The sequence below is a fragment of the Peribacillus sp. SIMBA_075 genome, assembly GCF_046534585.1.
In genome coordinates, this window is record NZ_JAWRYN010000045.1 from 18,638 (window position 1) to 37,741 (window position 19,104).

Sequence of the window (19,104 nt, forward strand, 5' to 3'; positions counted from 1 at the left end):
GATTTAAGTTTCGAATCGGTCTAGTATATGCTTTTGATAGGGTGAACATGACAAAAAAACAAAAGAGAATGGAAGACATTCCTCCACCCTCATTTATTTCTTCGATACAAATCCCTGCTCTTGTACCCTTCTCCTAAAATCGTTTTCATTTCCTGGCGCCGTTTCACTTGGGTCGCCTCTTGTTTTGCACTATACACGTAGCGAGCCCAATCTTTACGATAGCCTGGGGTAAGTGATTGATAGAACGCAAGCAAATCAGGGGAATCCTGTAAATCATTCTCAATTTCAGAAATCATTTCGATATAATCATCCACCGATTGGCTTGCCTTGGTAGATGGACGGTTTCTATTTGCCGAATCCTCTTTCAGTCCGACTACCGTAAAGACATCATCCAATCCAACCATACGTGCAAACTTCATGTCACTCGATCCGACATAACCGTTTTCATCCGCCCCAAGGCCTTGCATCAAATCATCACGATGGATATATGCATCATATTCTTTATTTCCCTTCTTGGGATATGCCAAAAAGATATAACCGTTTTTACTCAGATAATTTTTCTCGATCACCTTACCCACGATTCCTTTTAAAGAATCCATATCAAATACAAATGCAAATATAAGATCATATGCACCCTTAGTAAGCTCTGTATCGTAATCAGGCAGCTCCGCAAAATAATCCGCCCCGGCTGGCAGATCCAAGACAGCCACCCGTTCATATTTATGTAAATTCAGTTTTTCGACTATTGTTTTAGCCATCGACATCACCCGTCCATTTCGTATAGTCTATTTTCAGTTTAAAAGTTTCCCATTTGGCCCGCAACTTTTCTTTCGATAAAAAAGCAAAAAAGACGAAGAGTGAACCTCCCGTCTTTTGTATTATAATCATTCTATTAGTAATCAATCTTCTTCGAGTTTCTTTTTCCCTTTGAATGCTAGCGGTAAGTACATATGATAAACTTATATGGTAGAGTGTTATGAAAAGAAGAAACTCCTGGCCTGATCTTTTTTAACTTATGCAACATCCATGATTTCCGTTAAACAAGTAATGCGTCAATTGCAGGCATAAATCTAAGTTTTGTGCATAGCATGATAGGGTATCGATGCTCAAGAAAAATTCAAAACCCTGGAAATTCAGTTTCTTCCGCTAACAAGCAGAGCGAATCTTTGGAATCATGCTCATACCAATGAAACATGCCTTTTCGAGGTATCTCTTAACTCTTGCTCAATAGACCTTCCTTACAAGCATATGCCGCGCCCCTACAATCATGAATCACACATATTCCAGCAATGAATCGAAATCATGAATCCATTTGTTATCCAAATCGGTTTAAAGTTTTTTAAAATAATTTCCCATCGCCTTATTCGTCATGCAGTCCGATATCCCTTTATTTTTCTTAAATATCAAAAAATCAGTGATGCTTTCAAATGGGGGTGCCACAAAAGGGGGAGTTCACATGAATTTTATCGAGTATGATTTGCTATTCGAATCAAGAAACCAATTAATAGAGGAAATTATGGATTTGGATGAAAATATGCTGAACCATAGGCCTGTGCCTGAGGTATGGAACATCGCCCAAATTTGCCATCATTTATATCTCACGGAACAGGTGTTTACTGAAGCTATAGCTTATGGCCTTCGAGAAAGGGATTTTAATAATATCATTCAAAAAAACATTTACTTTGTTACTGATAGAACAAGGAAATTTGCATCCCCTGATAACATTTCACCCTCTGCAAACCCATTTCAATTATCGACCCTCATGGATTTACTGGGAGAATCAAGGGATCGATTATTACAGGTTCTTTATGATATGGATACAGATACCATCTTAAATAGAAAGAAGGCCAAGCATCCCATGTTCGGGGACCTCTCTTTGGATCAATGGATTGAATTATTATCCTTACATGAACAAAGGCATATCAAACAGATACAAGAAATAAAGGCATCGTTATAATGATCCCTTCTGCCGCTGGAATAGACATGATTTAATTCTTCTGCCGCTACCTTCCCTTCCTCATGATTGACTCAATTAACAAGGAAATAGAAAAAGGAAAACAGCTTTTGATTCATCATAATTTTTTCATTAATGGCATAGAGCAGCCAGGATTTTAAAAAAGCTAGGCACTCAATTCCAGGGAGTGCCTAGCTTTTACTGTTTTCAAATAAAGGTAATTTTTTTCTGCATTTTGTGCTAATGTGATTTGCCTTTCTCTCGCAGTTCCTAAAACGAATAGTTGCCCTCACTTGTTTATAGATCGCTTTGTATTCAGTATTATTAATCGCACTATAAACCATTTTTCACTGAGAATTTGTTACCGCCAAATATCTGTTTTCTCTTTGTTAATTAAACGATGATGTACGTTTAAGTTACCCCTCTCCCTTTCTTTTTTTCATAACTTTTCTGAAGTTACACAAAATAAACCCATTAAAATTTTTGACTTACTGATAAAAATGATGTACATTACCTAGTAGGGCGAACAATTTTTATATAAACAGACAAAAATATTCGTATATAGAGGTGCATATCATGGAAAACGTGTTTGATTATGAAGATATTCAATTAATTCCTGCAAAATGTGTAGTAAACAGTCGTTCTGAGTGTGATACATCCGTTACGTTGGGTATACATACATTCAAGTTACCTGTAGTACCTGCCAATATGCAAACGATCATTGATGAGAAGATTGCCATTTACTTAGCTGAAAACGGTTACTTCTATGTAATGCATCGTTTTGAACCAGAAAAGCGTCTTACTTTCATTAAAGATATGCACTCACGTGAATTAATCGCGTCCATCAGTGTCGGCGTTAAAGAAGAAGAATACGGATTCATCCAACAATTATCAGATGACAACATTGTTCCTGAATTCATTACGATAGATATTGCTCACGGTCACTCCAATGCCGTGATTAAGATGATACAGCATATTAAAAAACATTTACCTGAAAGTTTTGTCATTGCAGGGAATGTGGGAACTCCGGAAGCGGTACGTGAATTGGAAAATGCCGGTGCCGATGCTACAAAGGTAGGCATTGGGCCAGGGAAAGTATGCATCACTAAAATCAAGACTGGATTTGGAACGGGTGGCTGGCAATTAGCTGCACTTCGCTGGTGTGCAAAAGCGGCAAGCAAGCCAATCATAGCTGACGGCGGTATTCGCACGAACGGTGATATAGCTAAATCAGTTAGATTTGGGGCTTCCATGGTCATGATCGGTTCATTATTTGCTGGACATGAAGAATCTCCGGGTCAAACGATCGAGAAAGATGGAAAAGCTTTTAAAGAATACTTTGGTTCAGCTTCTGAATTCCAAAAAGGTGAAAAGAAAAACGTTGAGGGCAAAAAGATGTTTGTCGAGCACAAAGGTTCTTTGGAAGATACGTTGAAGGAAATGGAACAAGATCTTCAGTCATCCATTTCTTATGCCGGTGGAACCAAGTTGGATGCCATCCGGAATGTGGATTATGTGGTCGTTAAGAATTCTATCTTTAACGGTGACAAGGTATATTAAGATTATTATATTCCACATCCTGGTGAGCAAGATACTTTATTAAGTACTTGCTCATCTTTACGTTGGAAGGTAATTCCTTTTTTATACAGATAACTCATTAATCCTATTGTATATCTCTAACGTCATTTATGAATGATTATCAGACAAACAGGGTTAAGCCATTTCCATATGCTGAAGGCCCAGGTAACCTCTAGCATATGGAAATGGCTTTTTATTTTTGCGTATCATTTTTTATACTTACAAAGACTAAAAAATCCAGATAATTAAGCTATATGCTCGTTTTAATATGAAAAGGCTCTTTTCGTAAAGATTGTTGTTTTTAAAACGAAACTATTTAAGGTTGATTGGAGCGGAAGTGCGTGACTCCTGCGGGAGCAGCGGGACAGGTGAGGCGTTTACGCCGAGGAGGCTCACCGCCGCTCCAAGGAAAACGAGCATCTGGAGGGGAAATCAACCACAACTCACTACCTGGTATATAGCAACAAAGTATGTGAAAACAGCCTATGAAAAAGAGCAATTTTACCGATACCAGAAGCGGCAGCACTAATTAGAACGTTAATTTATTCATAGACAACCACATTACTATTTTACTTAATAAACATCTCTGTTACTTAAATAACTTTTCATATGGGTCATTTCAGTTAGATACGTTTTTAGTCTCATAACCAGTGCTTTGGATACTGTCTTGTTTGAAATAAGTTATTATAGATCATTGATATAAAAACCAATAATATCGTACCTATTGCAATCGGAATAAGGAATCCCCATCCAGCTTGAGAATTAACGGCAACAAGGGCACTTGCTGCTGCGGGAGGATGAACAGTTTTTGTAAGAGTCATTATTAATAATACAATAGCTAATACTAGACCAATAATGAATAGGCTCTTACCTAATATGCTCCAAATAATAAGTGCTGAAATAGTAGAAATTAAATGTCCTCCAATAACGTTACGAGGTTGAGACAAGATACCTTTATGGGAACCGAATACGATTACACAACTTGCACCTAGAGGGGCCAATGCCATAGGATACCCTAAATAGACAGCTACAAAACTAATGATAATAATAGCAATGAGTCCACCTATAGCTGAAACAAAGGAATCAATATAATCAATTCTGTCTTTATCTCTGGCTTCGCCCTTCATTTTCTTTAAATACGCTTTTAAACTTATGTTTGGTTGATTATTCCAACTTTTCTCAAGATTTTTTTCAAAACCCATAATGTATGTTTCCCTCAAGCTTCCTAAATAATTTGATTAGAAAATTGACAGAGTCTCTGCCATAAAAGTTATTTTACAGGAAAGCAATGAATGTTTAAATATATATCTTGATTTTCTGTATTTTGTCAATTACGAAGTTTTCATCCTCTTTTCAACCTGCATTTTCAAAAAAAAAGGTAACAAAAAAGTCCCTATATTAACGCCGAGCAAAAGGCTCCTCGCCAAACCAAATAACTGACCACCATGAAACCTCTCCATCTATTTCTTTACATCTATTCCTCCATTTGTGAATTTCAAAAGATTTGTATATCATGACAATTAACTTCTTCCACATTATGACGAACTATGAAGTTGGAGAACCTTTTGTCTTTAATGGGAATGAGTAAATTTATATGTATTTATTTTGGGAATATATCGAAATATTATTATGATTCGGGAGAGGTTATTCAATCGACTTTTAAGAAACTAAAAAAATCCTGGTAGAATTTCAATATCTACCAGAATTAATCATAGAAAAACATTTCCGTTCTGTTGCATTAACACAGCGTTTATACCTTTTTAACAAATTGGGATTTTAATTTCATCGCACCAAAACCATCAATCTTGCAATCAATATCATGATCTCCATCAACTAAACGGATGCTTTTGACTTTTGTGCCCATTTTCAAGACGGATGAACTCCCCTTCACTTTAAGATCTTTGATTACCGTAACGGTGTCACCATCGTTCAAGGCATTTCCATTTGCATCTTTGATAATCTTTTGGTCACTATTTTCAGTTTCCGATTCAATCGTCCACTCATTGGCGCACTCTGGGCAAACAAAAAGACTTCCGTCTTCGTATGTATATTCTGAATTACATGCAGGGCAATTAGGAAAATCAGACATAAATTTACTTCCTCCATTCGTTATTGTCAATTCTAATATAATAATGGTTTGCATACAACCGGTAATGTTTTTTGAGTTTTGCCCCTCCTATAGAACCTATAATGGTTTTACTATATACTTTTAAGAAAAGCTGGAAAGTGCGGTGAACCCTTTGTTTAAACTACTATTGATAGAAGATGATACGACGTTATTCAATGAAATTAAAGATAGATTGGCGCAATGGTCTTATGATATTTACGGAATTGGCGATTTTAGTAAAGTGGTTCAGGAATTCACGGACATAAAACCTGATTTGGTCATCATTGATATACAGTTACCGAAGTTTGATGGGTTTCATTGGTGCAGAATGATCCGTGCCCATTCTAATGTTCCCATTATCTTTTTATCGTCACGTGATCACCCTACCGATATGGTGATGTCCATGCAGCTTGGCGCTGATGATTTTATCCAGAAGCCCTTTCATTTTGATGTACTCATCGCAAAGATACAAGCGATCCTTCGCCGGGTATATAATTACAATACAGAAAAGATCGAATTGAAAACCTGGTGCGGTGCAACAGTGGATTACGAGAAAAACACGGTATCGGCCGAGACTGGCTCAATCGAATTGACAAAAAATGAAATTTTCATCTTGAAAAAGCTCATCGAACAGAAAAACAAGATCGTAAGCCGGGAAGAATTGATCAATAGCTTATGGGATGATAAACGTTTCATAAGCGATAACACCCTTACAGTAAATGTGAACCGTTTACGAAAAAGATTGGATGAACTGGGTTTAGGGCATTTTATCGAAACGAAGGTCGGACAGGGCTATATCGCAATTGAAGAGGCTAATGAATGATCAGAAAATATTTCTTGGAAAGGTTCAGCTGGATCACATTCTACATACTTCTTCATCTATTCATCATCTTTGTCGCTTTTCTTGACTCGGCCATTCCATTAAAGCCAATACTGTATATCGTTTTTTTATCATTGATCATGTTCAGTATTTTTTTGATTTTCCGCTATAAAAAAGAAACGTATTTCTATAAAAGTTTGGAAGCTCGGGAAGACAGCCTGGATATAACGAATATACCAGAACCAGAAAGCCCTTTCGAAAAAATCATAGAAAACAGCATCATTAACCAAACCGAAATATTGAAGCAATCCGCAGCAATTGGCCAAATGACTTTAGAGCAGGAGAAGGATGATTTATTATCTTGGATTCATGAAGTGAAGACACCATTGACGGCGATGCATTTAATGATTGACCGCTTGGATGATGAATTGCTGAAACCCCATTTGACTTATGAGTGGCTGCGCATTCACCTTCTTCTTGATCAGCAGCTCCATCAAAGGCGCATTCCTTTCATCGAAAATGATTTGTATATTGAGAATACGGATTTGGAAACTATAATCTTTGATGAGATTAAAACGCTGCAATCATGGTGCATTCAAAAAGGAATCGGCTTCGACATACAGTTGGATGTAACCGAAGTGCTTAGTGATGCGAAATGGCTGGCCTTCATCATGAGGCAGCTCTTGACCAACTCCATTAAATACAGTGAAAACTCGGATATTACGATATTCAGCCATGAACAAGCAGAACAAACGATTCTTGAATTGAAGGATTCTGGTCGGGGCATCGACCCAAAGGATATACCCCGCATATTTGATAAAGGCTTTACATCCACTACAAATCATCGTGACCATGCTGCAACTGGCATGGGTTTATATTTAACCAAGAAAGCAGCAGAGTCCCTATTCATCTCCATTGCTGTAAAATCAAAGCTTGGAACTGGGACGACCATTACCTTGACCTTCCCAAAAAGAAATGATTTCGTGAATATCACAAGCATGTGACAAAAATGTCACATGCTTTTATTCTTTGTTCGGACAAACGAAGGAAAAGAAATACATCGCCTTTTATAATAAGGATATAGAAAAAAAGGAGTGTATCGACATGAATATATTAGAAGCGAAAAAAATCCATAAAAGCTATGGAAATAAATTCAATAAACAAGAAGTATTAAAGGGTCTCGATATAAGCATACAAGAAGGTGAATTCGTAAGCATCATGGGTGCATCCGGTTCAGGGAAAACGACTTTGCTGAATGTCCTTTCCTCGATCGATAAAATCAGCAACGGCACCATTACGATCGATGGAAAAGAGATTTCAGGTATGAAAGAAAAGAAGTTGGCCGAATTCCGGAAGAACCATCTGGGCTTCATCTTTCAAGAATATAACTTATTGGACACACTGACTGTCAAAGAAAATATCCTTCTGCCCTTATCCATTACAAAAACACCAAAAAATGAAGCGGCACAAAAGTTTGATACCGTAGCGAAAGAACTGGGCATATATGAAGTGAAGGATAAATACCCAAATGAAATTTCCGGTGGTCAAAAACAGCGTACGTCTGCAGCACGGGCCTTCATCCATGATCCAAGCATCATTTTTGCGGATGAACCGACTGGGGCGCTTGATTCTAAATCAGCCTCCGATTTATTGAACAAACTGAGCGAAATGAATCAAAAACGCAAAGCGACGATCATCATGGTTACCCATGATCCAGTGGCAGCCAGTTATTGCAGCCGAGTCATTTTCATTAAAGATGGACAAATCTATACACAATTGAATAAAGGCGAAGAAACCAGACAAGTCTTCTTCAAGGACATCATGAAAACCCAAGGTGTATTGGGAGGGGTTCAAAATGAGCATTAATCAACTTATCTTTCGAAATCTGAAAAAGAATCTGAAGAACTATTATCTGTATGTGTTTGCCCTAGTCTTCAGCGCCTCCCTTTATTTCGCTTTTGTCACATTGCAATATGACCCATCCTTGGATGAAGCGGAGGGTACAGTGAAAGGGGCCGCGGCCATCAAGGCTGCATCGATCCTGCTTGTTGCGATCGTTTCCATATTCCTTTTATATGCCAATAGCATTTTCATAAAAAGGCGCAGTAAAGAAATTGGCTTATTCCAATTGATCGGCATGACAAAGAACAGGATATTCCGGATCCTGAGCGTGGAAAACCTGATCCTGTATTTCTGTTCCGTATTCCTGGGAATCTTTGTAGGGTTTGCCGCTTCAAAATTAATCATCATGATTTTATTTAAAATAATGGGTGTCGAGGCGATCGCAACCCTTCAATTTTCTTTTCAGCCGCTTGTTCAAACCATTCTCGTTTTTAGCGCCATCTATCTTTTCATCATGTTGATGAATTATGCCTTCATTAGAAGGCAGACCATTCTTTCATTATTTAGAGTGACTTCAATGACGGAAGGAAAAGTGAAAAAGGTTTCGATGTTCGAAATGATCATCGGGATATTCGGGATCATCTTGATCATTGCCGGCTATGCTGTTTCAGCCAAATTATTCGATGGAGCTTTTTCAGATATGACCGAGCTTTTCATGGCCATGGTCTTCATTCTGGCTACCGTCATCATCGGGACCTACCTATTTTATAAAGGATCCGTAAGCTTCATCTTTAATATCATTCGTAAAAAGAAAAATGGCTATTTGAACATCAATGAAGTATTGTCCCTTTCATCCATCATGTTCCGAATGAAATCGAATGCGGTATTATTGACGATCATCACGACCGTTTCCGCTTTAGCGATTGGGTTATTATCATTAAGCTATATCTCCTACTACTCTGCGGAGAAGAGTGCAAAAAGCAGTATCCCCACCGATTTTTCGATGACGGATATGAAAGATGCGGATGCATTCAAAGAAGCTTTATCAGCCAGTAAAATTGATTATGACGAAAAGGTGATTGATGTCATTCAAGTGGATGCCAATGTAAAGGAAATAATGGAGACCAGCCTCGATGAAGTGAACTTCGATCCGAACATCATGACCGTTCCCGTCATCAGTGATGAATCCGTTAAAGGAATCAACCTCGCTGAAGACGAGACCCTTTTCAGCGGATACAGTAATATGATGGAAAAGGTCATGTCCTTGAAGGATTCCGGAAAGATTGAACTGAAGGGCAAAAATGAAGTGATTCCGCTAACATATATGGGATTAAAAGATGATACCTTCCTGCACTATTACTTCACGCACGGTGGTTTGCCCGTTGTTATTGTAGACCAAACGATATTCAATCGTTTGAAAAAGGATGTCGACCCGAAAATCCAAATGGTATCCTCTGTCAATATCGGCATTGATGTGAAGGATGAAGCTGAGCTTAAAAAGGCGAATGATATTTTCAATAAAATGAGCTTCAAAGAAGAACATGTGAATGATTCCCAGTTAGAAATGTTCAACACCCAGAAGAAGAACATGGGCCTTATCATGTTCATCGTCGGCTTCTTGGGATTAACCTTCCTTGTCACATCCGGCTGTATCCTCTATTTCAAACAAATGGATGAAAGTGAAAATGAAAAATCCAATTATACGATCTTAAGAAAACTGGGATTCACGAGAGGTGACTTACTAAAGGGAATCCAAGCAAAACAAGTTTTCAATTTCGGTATTCCTTTAATCGTCGGGCTGCTTCACAGTTATTTCGCAGTCCAATCAGGATGGTTCTTTTTCGGGACCGAAGTTTGGACACCGATGATCATCGTTATGGCACTATACACGGCATTGTATTCAATCTTCGGAATCCTATCCGTTTTTCATTACAAGAAGGTCATTAAAGAATCACTATAATCTAAAAAGCTCCAGGGTCCATTAGGCCCTGGAGCTTTTAATTCCCTTTAAAACAGTCAAATCAATTTCCATACCGAAGGAATGATCAACAATGGCGTCTCACGTCCTACTGCAAATGCCCCACTTTTTCAGAACTTCGTTTCCCGAAATATCGGAACGTTCTGTTTATTAATATCTGTTTGCTTGCTTTTTCTTGATCCGCATTGGGCTTATCATCTGGGTTTGCATCCACTAATTAAGACGACTAATGGTAGTTAGCCTTCGGTAAGTGCTAAGTAATGCTTTACTTTCCCGTTATATTCAACGATTAGAACATCATCTCGCTCTTTCGTGGTGTATATTTTTGTTCCTATGGGTAATTGATTGGCCATACCATCTTTAAAAGATTTACTGAAATCGTTTGAGAATTCCTCTGTAATTTCTCCAACAAATTCGTTCTTAGTCAGTTTAAGCTCATTCACCCATTCAATATCCGTTTTATAAATGATCTTTTCCCATTGGAGAATGTCTGCATTTTTATCAAGATTTAATATTTCTTCTGCATCTGGATTTTTAGATGTCACGGTTTTGATTTCTGTTTTAACACAACCCGACAAATAAAAAATACAAACGATTAACATGAAAACCAATATGTTTTTCTTCATCATACACCTCCATTCAATTAGACGTATGATATTATCTTTGGTTACTGAATATGGCTTTGTATTGCTATTAAGTGTTCCGGTTAGTCATTCATTCATTTTCATCCGAAAAATAAAAAAATGCCCTTTCATACCGAGGGCATTTTCATAATCCAAATTTATTAATTTACGAAAAGATATAACTTCCTATGATATTCCACAAATGCCTGCTGGTCCTTTTCCGTGTAGTCCATCCACTTTACTTTCTTGCATCTTTCCTCTAATCTCTCATTCAGTTCATCTTCTATTTCATTCATGAAACGAATGATTTCCCCATAAGGCATATTGAAATGACGGGCTGCAAGCCGGGGCGGAGAATGCTTTACCAGCAATCTCATGAATTGATCGACCGTGTCCGCCTTCGATGCAAGATAATCTTCCTCGCTCACGATGAATTCATACACTTGTTTTTTCACGCCAGAAAGTCTGGTCACTTCGTCGCGCAATAAAAACTCCATTAATCTTTCGTTCATGCGGCTCTACCTCGAATTTGTTAATATTTAATTCCTTGAGATCATGTATGAAAAGGCTACACTGCTCAACACCTCATTATGACATCGTAACCGCAAGCCATCAAGCAATTCCTGTAATCAGACACAAAACGCAACGACTACGATTTCCTTTTTAAGTAAAGTACATGTATATGCCTCATAGTCAACGTTCGTGTTGTATGACATCTCTTGATGCATAATTAGCATCCTTTTTTGGAAAAATATGTGTATGAACAAATGGAGCAACACAACCTTTATTAATTTTTATATATGTAAAGAGAATAATTTTGTTAAAATTTGATATAATAAATGTAATATTTAGTCAATTGGTATCTTTTTATAGAATTTGCTTTTATAAAGGGGTAAAATGAAGCTAATGACATCTTATTTTTTCTAAATGTTTCCGAGGAGTTATAGGGTGGGTAAGCAAGTACATAGTGACAGCTGAAATGCTGTCCGACATATCGGTTGTTTTCATTTGTTCAGAATAACAATGAAAAGAATAAGGAGTGATTTTTTGAAACCTTCAACAAATCGCATGTTAACCCGTATTAAATCCGTTTATATGTTCATTAGTAATAACGGTACGGTTTCTACTCAAGAGCTTGTAGAAGAATTTGGCATCACTCCTCGAACTGTGCAGCGCGATTTAAATGTCTTAGCGTACAATGACCTTGTTCAAAGCCCTAGCCGTGGCCTTTGGACGACAACAAGTAAAAAGGTGAAGATGTCATCGTAAAAAGAACGACCACCCGAACAAAATCGATATGTAAAAAAAATACTTTGAGGCGGACAATATTTGTCCGCCTCATTTTTTCATGCTTATTTATCATTCAGCAGGTTGGCCCGCCTTTAACTGTTCAAGCTCTTCCACCGTTAACTCACGGTATTCACCAAGCTCAAGTTCCTCATCCAGTTGTAAACTTCCCATGGAAAGGCGCTTGAGGTAGACGACACGTTTGCCCACTGCCTCAAACATCCGCTTCACCTGATGGAACTTTCCTTCCATGATCGTCAACTCGATATCCGATGTCAGTCCTGATTTTAAAATATTCAATTCCCCTGGTTTTGTCTCGTACCCATCATCTAAGGTCACGCCGTTGCGGAATGCCTCGATATCCCGTTCCGTTACTTCGCCATCAATGACGGCAAAATATGTTTTAGGAACATGTTTCTTCGGGGAAAGCAGTTGGTGGGCAAGCTTTCCGTCATTCGTGATCAGCAATAAACCTTCTGTGTCCTTATCCAGACGGCCCACAGGGAATGGCTCGAACACCGAATCCTCTGGCTCCAAGATATCGATGACCGTTTCTTGGTGTTTGTCTTCCGTTGCCGACAATACGCCTGGCGGTTTATTCATCATTAAATATATGAACTCTCTGTATTCAACCCGTTCACCATGAACCGTCACAATTTCCTTATCAGGGTCCACTTGTTCTTTCGGATCCTTCAGCAGCCTTTCATTGACCTTGACGGCGCCCGATTTCAGGAGCTTTTTCACTTCTTTCCTGCTTCCATACCCAATATTGGATAATATCTTATCAATTCTCATCATTTCCTCCTAAAGCCTTTTCAGTAAAAGGCCTTGCCCACTATAATGGCAGGCAAGGCAAAATATTTAATCCGGGATTCACTTTATCATACCCTTTTTTTTACACATCAAACTTCACTTCTATCCTTTATAATCCTAATTTAGCTTTTAACCGATCAATCCGGGTACCGAACAAACGATGGGCAAGTTTGCTTTTTAAGGATAGCGCTGCAAAAATGAGAGCTCCAAAGGTTGCACAAACGGCCACGATCAAAATCGCTTGAAAGCGCCCTTCCGTTGTAAACCACAGCGATAATAAACTGTTCATGCCCCATACAGCCAGTCCCATTATGATTGAAAATACAGTGATCAATACGGATCTTTTGATGGTAATGCTATAACGATAGCCAGTAAAGTAGGTAATGACATATAAATTCAGCAAGACAGCTGCCAAGTAGCCGAAGGCCGTGGCATAAACGGATCCTTCCGTTTCAAACAACTTGATCAGCGGGATATTCAAGCTCAATTTGATTAAAAAGCCAACTAGCAGGCTGAGCACCGTATATTTTTGCTGATTGATCCCTTGTAAAACAGCCGCCGAAATGGAAAAGAGCGCAAATAAGATGGAAACGGGAGCATAAGCCTTCAGGACACTGATTCCAAGCGGGTCATGGCTGTAAAAGGCACTATAGATTGGATCGGCCAGCACCGACATGCCAACGACCGCGGGAATCGTAATGAACAACAAAATTTGAAAGGCCTGGTTCAGCTGGCGGTTGAACTCTTCCGAATCCTCGCTTACATATGCCTTCGTCACCGAAGGAAGAAGTGCCATCGAAAACCCGGTTGCAAGCGTCATTGGAATCACGACAAGTTTCTGGGCATACACGTTCAAAACCCCAAGAGCATCTTCCGCGACATGCTGTAATCCGATGGACGACATCGCTTTATTGAAAGACAATAAGTCCGCAAACTGAAACATTGGCATCGCGATCCCGACGAATATGAAAGGAATCGACGAAAGAAATATTTCTTTATAAATCTCCGGCAGGGAAATTTCCAGCGTTCCCCGGTCTTTCTCCATCAAACTGTCCAAATGGGGCTTTTGTTTTTTCCAATACCAAAATAACACCACTAAACCGCCGACAGCCCCGACCGTCGCCGCGAATGTAGCCATTTGGATGGCCTTCACTAACTCTCCATCCATGACATTTAAAACAACATACACACCGGCCAGAAGGAACACGATGCGGACAACTTGTTCAACAACCTGAGATATGGCCGTTGGCTCCATCGCTTCATGACCTTGAAAGAAGCCGCGGATGATACTCATGAACGGTACAAAAATCAAGGCGAAGCTGACAGCCCGTATGATCTCCGTGACATCCCCTACATCTTCCTTCTTGACTCCAAAGATTCCAGTAAACATCGGTGCCATGGTATAGAGAATCAAAAAAGCGAGAAAACCGGTGGCAGCCATTAATTTCAGGCTCGATTTAAATAACTTCTCACCGACGGCGTACTCCTCGAGCGCATTGTACTTCGAAATGAATTTAGAAACAGCAAGCGGCATGCCTGCCGTTGCAAAGCTGATGAAAATAGTATATGGAACGTATCCATATTGATAGAGGGTAGCCCCTTTATTCCCAACCATATGTTCAAAGGGGATGACATAAAACAAACCAAGAATCTTGGAAATAATTGCTCCCAGCGTTAATATAAAAGCCCCTTTTAAAAATTTAGACGACATCTAATCCCATCCTGCCTCTGTCAGTTACGTTTTACACGCTTTTTATCTTAACATAATAAAGTAATTTTTCTATAAAAACTACTCTCAAGTTTATCTTTTTCGAAGATAATACACAAACAAATAATTTCTCTTTTTCTACATTCGCAATCTGACGGGCTCTTGCTATATAATGAAGGGACTGAAAATGATAAAGTGGTGATCAATTTGAAATATGATGTAGTGGTAATTGGCGGCGGTCCTTCCGGATTGATGGCAGCAATTGCAGCCGGGGAAAAAGGTGCCCATGTATTGTTAGTGGATAAAGGCGAGAAGCTTGGAAGGAAACTTGCAATCTCGGGCGGCGGACGCTGCAACGTGACGAACAGGCTCTCCATCGATGAAATCATTCAGCATATCCCTGGAAACGGGCGATTTCTATACAGTGCTTTCTCAGAATTCAACAATGAAGACATTATTCAATTCTTTGAAAAATTGGGTGTGGCTCTAAAAGAAGAGGACCATGGCCGGATGTTCCCAGTTAACGATAAAGCACAGAGTGTCGTGGATGCCCTACTGACGCGCCTGTCGAATTTAAAGGTTACGACTTATAAGAACTCACCAGTTGCCGAAGTTCTCTATGAACATGGAAAAACAAGCGGGGTCCGGTTAAAAGATGGACAGACCATTGACACAGATGCAGTCGTGATTGCTGTCGGCGGAAAATCAGTTCCTCACACCGGTTCAACCGGGGATGGCTACGCATGGGCTAAAAAGGCGGGGCATACGATTACCGAATTGTTCCCAACTGAAGTTCCCGTACTTAGCCATGAAACATTCATTAAAGATCGAACACTTCAAGGCCTTGCACTTCGGGATGTTGCATTGAGTGTCCTCAACCCAAAAGGCAAGGTCCTGATCACACACCAAATGGATATGCTCTTCACCCATTTCGGCGTCTCCGGTCCAGCTGTTCTAAGGTGCAGCCAATTCGTCGTGAAGGCGATGAAAAAATGGAACCTATCGGAAGTGACAATGAAACTCGATGCCCTTCCCGACCGTAACAAGGAAGAGGTCTTTCAAGATATCATGAAAGAAATCAAAGCCGAACCGAAAAAAGCCATTAAAAATACGTTAAAAGGATTAGTTCCTGAACGATACCTTCACTTTCTGCTTGAGCGAAGCGGCATCGATCTTCAAGAACAAGGAGCGACGATATCAAATGAAAAAATCCGCCGCTTTGCTGAACTATGCAAGGACTTCCAATTTGGAGTGCATGGCACCCAGCCGCTAGAAAAAGCCTTCGTCACGGGGGGCGGCGTATCCGTCAAGGAAATCCACCCAAAAGAAATGGCATCCAAAATAATGGATGGCCTGTATTTTTGCGGTGAAATTCTGGATATACACGGGTACACTGGCGGCTACAATATCACCTCGGCATTAGTAACCGGAAGACTCGCCGGAATGAATGCTGCCATGTATGCCCGTTCATAATTCCTAAAAGAGGCTGATCCGTTTGGATCAGCCTCTTTTTTATGCGATTTATAATCATTCAGTGCTTGATGGACATTAATTCAGGCGCTGGCGCAGGTTTTTCGGCCGTTCTTGCAATTTATTCGACCGCTTCCTCTTTATTCCGGCTTTCCATTGAAAAATTCTGGATGATAGCGAAAAGCTTCGAGGTCAACGGTATTCCTCTTCGTGAATGTGACGCCTTCACTCTCCAGCATCGCCTTCTGGTGTTCTGCGGCTCCCTCTGCTTTTATGCCGATTTCGCCTTTGGCATTGATAACCCGATGCCAAGGAAGGTCATGTTTTTTGCTGCTTGAATGAAGGATCCTTACGACCTGCCTTGCACCTTGCTGACTTCCGGCGAGCTGTCCTATTTGACCATATGTCATCACTTTGCCGGAAGGGATATGTTGAATGATCTTAATCACCCGTTCTGTAAAACTTTCCAAATTACTCACCCCTTTGTTCTATCCGTTTACCAATCGTAATTTTTTTATCGGTTATCAGGAACCCATGATGCTTGATCAAGTCGATTTTAAGCTCAGCAGGCACTCTACAGTCATCGTAAGCATAGACAGAAATCAATCCTCGTTCATTGATCAATTTATCGATTCATTTTTCATATGCCCCTATCGCTTGCTAACTTGATCCTCATTGCCCCATGTCCGCACGAGTTGATTCCGTTTTAGAATATGTATCGATGTTTTTCAAGCATTTTGAAGGATGGAAGTCTCCATGAAAACAATAAAAATCAAAATTATTAATAAGATGCACTTTCTCCAATTGTTCCTATGTATTACGTTTAACTTTACCCATTATCAGCAAGTTTGTAAAATTCATAGAAGAATATAGTCAGTTTTTCTTAATTATAGTGATGAGATCCACAGCTGTTTTGATTTGTTGATTCGAATTGGGGCTGCTTAGGGGCCAATATCGGTTTTACCCGTGCCTTGGCAAACAGTCTTGTCGATCAAGGCATCCGGGTGAACGCCATAGCGCCTGGAAGGTTTTGGACCCCCCTCATCCCGGCAAGTTTCTCGGCCGACGAAGTGACACAAGCAGAAAACCCGATGGAGCGCCAAGGCCAGCCGTTTGAACTGGCTCCCACCTTTGTTTATCTTGCTTCGGATGATTCACGTTTTGTGACAGGACAAACACTTCATGTAAACGGCGGGGAAACGACATCATCCTGACTTTCCAAATCGTATAATCTTCCCCCTTGAAATCCACTTTCTTGGAATATTCACGAAAAAAGACTACCTTGATTTGCCCGAATTACAGCAATAGGTAGTCTCATATTGTTTATATGTACGGAAAACGATAGGGCGAATCCCGCCTTCATTTTTTCTTATAAATGATCATCGCACTAAAACAGTAGATCTGTTCCTCTTCCTCTTCACCTGTAGTGGCGACATTATATTTGATGTCAACGATTTGATTATCACGAATGTCTTCCAAGAAAACGTTCATTTCATCCTCTAGATCCTTTTCATGCTCATAATCGAATAATTTGACTTGTATCATCGGCTTTCCCCTGCCCTTTTACTATAATGATAGTTATTGTGCAGGATGCCCATTTTTCATGATGATTATACCTGATTTGTTTGTAAAGCGGCTAATACTGCCACCACTTCATCGCCGACTTCTTCTGTAGAGGCTACCCCGCCCATATCAGGCGTCAGTGCCCTTTTATCGACCATCACCCTTTCGATCACGTCCAACACTTTTGCACCCCACTCCTCATGCCCGAAGAAATCAAGAATCTGACTGGCGGACCATATGGCCGCAAGTGGATTGGCGATGCCTTGATGGGCAATATCCGGCGCTGAGCCATGAATCGGTTCGAACATCGAAGGATAAATCCGTTCCGGGTTTAAATTGGCTCCGGCTGCCAAACCCATCCCGCCTGCAATGGCAGCACCTAAATCCGTGATGATGTCACCAAACAAATTGGAGGTGACAACGATTTGAAATCGTTCGGGCTGTTTGACAAAAAACATGCTTGCCGCATCGACCAGATAGGAATTCGTTTCTACCTCCGGATACTCAATCCCGATTTCTTCAAAAACCTGATCCCAAAAAACCATTGAATAATTCAATGCGTTCGCCTTGCTTATACTCGTTAGCGTCCTGCCCGTTTTACGCGCCAGTTCATACGCATAACGGATGATTCTCTCCGTTCCCTTTCGCGAAAAGACCCCCGTCTGCAGTACAACTTCTTCTGGCTTGCCTTTGAAAAGCCAATCACCAGCGCCGGAATATTCCCCTTCACTGTTTTCACGGATGACAATCATATCGATTTGGTCCCGTGTCACGTCTTTTAATGGACAAGGTGCACCTTTAAGCAATTTAACGGGTCGAACATTTACATATTGGTCAAATTGCTTTCTGATTTTCAGCAGAAGCTCACGTAATGAAATATGATCCGGGACACCAGGATAACCAACCGCCCCAAGATACACGGCATCAAACTTCATAAGTTGTTCCAGCCCGTCTTCGGGCAGCATTTTACCATGCTCAAGATAATATTCGCATCCCCAAGGAAAATATGTGAACTCGAAAGAAAAATCCCCGGCAATCCCAGCCACTTTTTTTAGGACCTTAACACCCTCATTAATCACTTCAGGGCCTATTCCGTCACCTGCAATGACCGCTATTTTATAAACATCCATTCTTCGCCCTCCTTTATCTATATTTTCTGATTTCAACACCCTAATTTTAACATATAACTTTTGCATTCCCTCTCCTAATGGAAACACTTAAATGTGAACGGCAAAAAAATTTTATCGGAAAGGTCCATAATGCAAAAAGAGCCCTTTCATGAAAGAGGCTGCTGAAAAACTCACGTTTTTCTAACTAGTACGGTAAATCAAATTAAAAAAAGACGATTCTCATTCGGTACT

18 protein-coding genes and 1 pseudogene are annotated in these 19,104 nt (G+C 39.9%); 9 read left to right on the forward strand and 10 right to left on the reverse strand.

Annotation, left to right across the window (positions count from 1 at the left end):
* Positions 1-89: 89 nt before the first annotated feature.
* Positions 90-758: a YdeI/OmpD-associated family protein gene (locus tag SB775_RS22725; RefSeq protein ID WP_089363583.1), complete on the reverse strand. Its 669-nt coding sequence runs from the start codon at positions 756-758 to the stop codon at positions 90-92.
* Between the two features lie 698 nt (positions 759-1,456).
* Here SB775_RS22725 and SB775_RS22730 point away from each other — a divergent pair.
* Both SB775_RS22730 and guaC read left to right on the forward strand, forming a co-directional pair.
* Positions 1,457-1,957, forward strand: a complete 501-nt coding sequence (locus SB775_RS22730; protein ID WP_410863462.1) for a DinB family protein — start codon at positions 1,457-1,459, stop codon at positions 1,955-1,957.
* A 573-nt stretch (positions 1,958-2,530) separates the two neighbouring features.
* A complete protein-coding gene (guaC, locus tag SB775_RS22735) occupies positions 2,531-3,514 on the forward strand; it encodes a GMP reductase (RefSeq protein ID WP_284469984.1) in 984 nt (327 codons plus the stop codon).
* A gap of 659 nt (positions 3,515-4,173) precedes the next feature.
* Here guaC and SB775_RS22740 read toward each other — a convergent pair.
* Together SB775_RS22740 and SB775_RS22745 are read right to left on the reverse strand one after the other, a co-directional pair.
* Positions 4,174-4,734: an HPP family protein gene (locus SB775_RS22740; RefSeq protein ID WP_317778934.1), complete on the reverse strand. Its 561-nt coding sequence runs from the start codon at positions 4,732-4,734 to the stop codon at positions 4,174-4,176.
* Between the two features lie 548 nt (positions 4,735-5,282).
* Positions 5,283-5,621 carry a zinc ribbon domain-containing protein YjdM gene (locus tag SB775_RS22745; RefSeq protein WP_061466168.1) on the reverse strand — a complete coding sequence of 113 codons (339 nt, stop codon included), beginning with the start codon at positions 5,619-5,621 and terminating at the stop codon, positions 5,283-5,285.
* 151 nt (positions 5,622-5,772) lie between these two features.
* Between SB775_RS22745 and SB775_RS22750 the strand changes: the two genes are divergently transcribed.
* The 4 genes from SB775_RS22750 (at position 5,773) to SB775_RS22765 (ending at position 10,261) form a co-directional block, all read left to right on the forward strand.
* Positions 5,773-6,462 (forward strand): response regulator transcription factor, encoded by a 690-nt coding sequence (locus SB775_RS22750; RefSeq protein WP_089363634.1) that lies wholly within the window; start codon positions 5,773-5,775, stop codon positions 6,460-6,462.
* Positions 6,459-7,463 carry a sensor histidine kinase gene (locus tag SB775_RS22755; protein ID WP_410863464.1) on the forward strand — a complete coding sequence of 335 codons (1,005 nt, stop codon included), beginning with the start codon at positions 6,459-6,461 and terminating at the stop codon, positions 7,461-7,463. Before SB775_RS22750 ends, SB775_RS22755 begins: the two co-directional genes overlap by 4 nt.
* Before the next feature lie 100 nt (positions 7,464-7,563).
* Positions 7,564-8,325 carry an ABC transporter ATP-binding protein gene (locus tag SB775_RS22760; protein ID WP_089363578.1) on the forward strand — a complete coding sequence of 254 codons (762 nt, stop codon included), beginning with the start codon at positions 7,564-7,566 and terminating at the stop codon, positions 8,323-8,325.
* Entirely contained in the window at positions 8,315-10,261 is a 1,947-nt protein-coding gene (locus SB775_RS22765) for an ABC transporter permease (protein ID WP_410863466.1), read from the forward strand. Before SB775_RS22760 ends, SB775_RS22765 begins: the two co-directional genes overlap by 11 nt.
* A gap of 254 nt (positions 10,262-10,515) precedes the next feature.
* Here SB775_RS22765 and SB775_RS22770 read toward each other — a convergent pair whose 3' ends face one another.
* Positions 10,516-10,905, reverse strand: coding sequence for a hypothetical protein (locus SB775_RS22770; protein WP_061464462.1), 390 nt, complete (start codon positions 10,903-10,905; stop codon positions 10,516-10,518).
* Positions 10,906-11,063: 158 nt separating this feature from the next.
* Entirely contained in the window at positions 11,064-11,414 is a 351-nt protein-coding gene (locus SB775_RS22775) for a hypothetical protein (protein ID WP_061464463.1), read from the reverse strand.
* A 535-nt stretch (positions 11,415-11,949) separates the two neighbouring features.
* Here SB775_RS22775 and SB775_RS22780 point away from each other — a divergent pair.
* The gene (locus tag SB775_RS22780; RefSeq protein ID WP_034309346.1) at positions 11,950-12,171 is read left to right on the forward strand and encodes a DeoR family transcriptional regulator; all 222 of its coding nucleotides are present in this window, start codon (positions 11,950-11,952) and stop codon (positions 12,169-12,171) included.
* A gap of 90 nt (positions 12,172-12,261) precedes the next feature.
* Here the strand turns inward: SB775_RS22780 and SB775_RS22785 are convergent, their stop codons facing one another.
* Together SB775_RS22785 and SB775_RS22790 are read right to left on the reverse strand one after the other, a co-directional pair.
* Entirely contained in the window at positions 12,262-12,984 is a 723-nt protein-coding gene (locus tag SB775_RS22785; protein WP_410863467.1) for a pseudouridine synthase, read from the reverse strand.
* A 127-nt stretch (positions 12,985-13,111) separates the two neighbouring features.
* Positions 13,112-14,713, reverse strand: coding sequence for a putative polysaccharide biosynthesis protein (locus SB775_RS22790; protein ID WP_089364993.1), 1,602 nt, complete (start codon positions 14,711-14,713; stop codon positions 13,112-13,114).
* A 204-nt stretch (positions 14,714-14,917) separates the two neighbouring features.
* On the opposite strand from SB775_RS22790, the gene SB775_RS22795 reads away from it, so the two are divergent.
* Positions 14,918-16,183 carry a BaiN/RdsA family NAD(P)/FAD-dependent oxidoreductase gene (locus tag SB775_RS22795; RefSeq protein WP_410863468.1) on the forward strand — a complete coding sequence of 422 codons (1,266 nt, stop codon included), beginning with the start codon at positions 14,918-14,920 and terminating at the stop codon, positions 16,181-16,183.
* A 137-nt stretch (positions 16,184-16,320) separates the two neighbouring features.
* Here SB775_RS22795 and SB775_RS22800 read toward each other — a convergent pair whose 3' ends face one another.
* The gene (locus SB775_RS22800) at positions 16,321-16,650 is read right to left on the reverse strand and encodes an MGMT family protein (protein WP_081108891.1); all 330 of its coding nucleotides are present in this window, start codon (positions 16,648-16,650) and stop codon (positions 16,321-16,323) included.
* Positions 16,651-17,124: 474 nt separating this feature from the next.
* Here SB775_RS22800 and SB775_RS22805 point away from each other — a divergent pair.
* Positions 17,125-17,394 (forward strand): annotated as a pseudogene (locus SB775_RS22805) (SDR family oxidoreductase); the annotation flags it as partial.
* Positions 17,395-17,539: 145 nt separating this feature from the next.
* Here SB775_RS22805 and SB775_RS22810 read toward each other — a convergent pair.
* Both SB775_RS22810 and SB775_RS22815 read right to left on the reverse strand, forming a co-directional pair.
* Positions 17,540-17,725, reverse strand: coding sequence for a sporulation protein Cse60 (locus SB775_RS22810; protein WP_057913195.1), 186 nt, complete (start codon positions 17,723-17,725; stop codon positions 17,540-17,542).
* A 65-nt stretch (positions 17,726-17,790) separates the two neighbouring features.
* Positions 17,791-18,873 carry a tartrate dehydrogenase gene (locus SB775_RS22815; protein WP_410863470.1) on the reverse strand — a complete coding sequence of 361 codons (1,083 nt, stop codon included), beginning with the start codon at positions 18,871-18,873 and terminating at the stop codon, positions 17,791-17,793.
* Positions 18,874-19,104: the final 231 nt, after the last annotated feature.